We start from the raw sequence: 274 nt of genomic DNA, 5'->3' as shown, positions 1-274 counted from the left end.
TCCCCTTCGTCTAGAGGCCTAGGACACCGCCCTTTCACGGCGGTAACAGGGGTTCGAATCCCCTAGGGGATACCACAATTTATAAAGCGTTGAGTTTTAGCCTACAGAGCTCAATGAGTATTCACTCCCTTACGGAGTCTAAGCGTAAGTCCGGGTCCCCTTCGTCTAGAGGCCTAGGACACCGCCCTTTCACGGCGGTAACAGGGGTTCGAATCCCCTAGGGGATACCACAATTTATAAAGCGTTGAGTTTTAGCCTACAGAGCTCAATGAGT

Annotated in this window: 1 tRNA gene; it reads left to right on the top strand. The window is 51.5% G+C overall.

Going from position 1 to position 274, the window contains the following annotated elements:
• The first annotated feature begins 154 nt into the window (after positions 1-154).
• Positions 155-230 (top strand) — tRNA-Glu (locus K5Q92_RS24110).
• Positions 231-274 lie beyond the last annotated feature (44 nt).

The sequence above is a fragment of the Shewanella sp. MBTL60-007 genome (genome assembly GCF_019654915.1).
GTDB lineage: Bacteria > Pseudomonadota > Gammaproteobacteria > Enterobacterales > Shewanellaceae > Shewanella.
The sequence above is the reverse complement of the archived record's forward strand: the minus strand, read 5'-3'. Positions and strand labels throughout refer to the sequence as shown.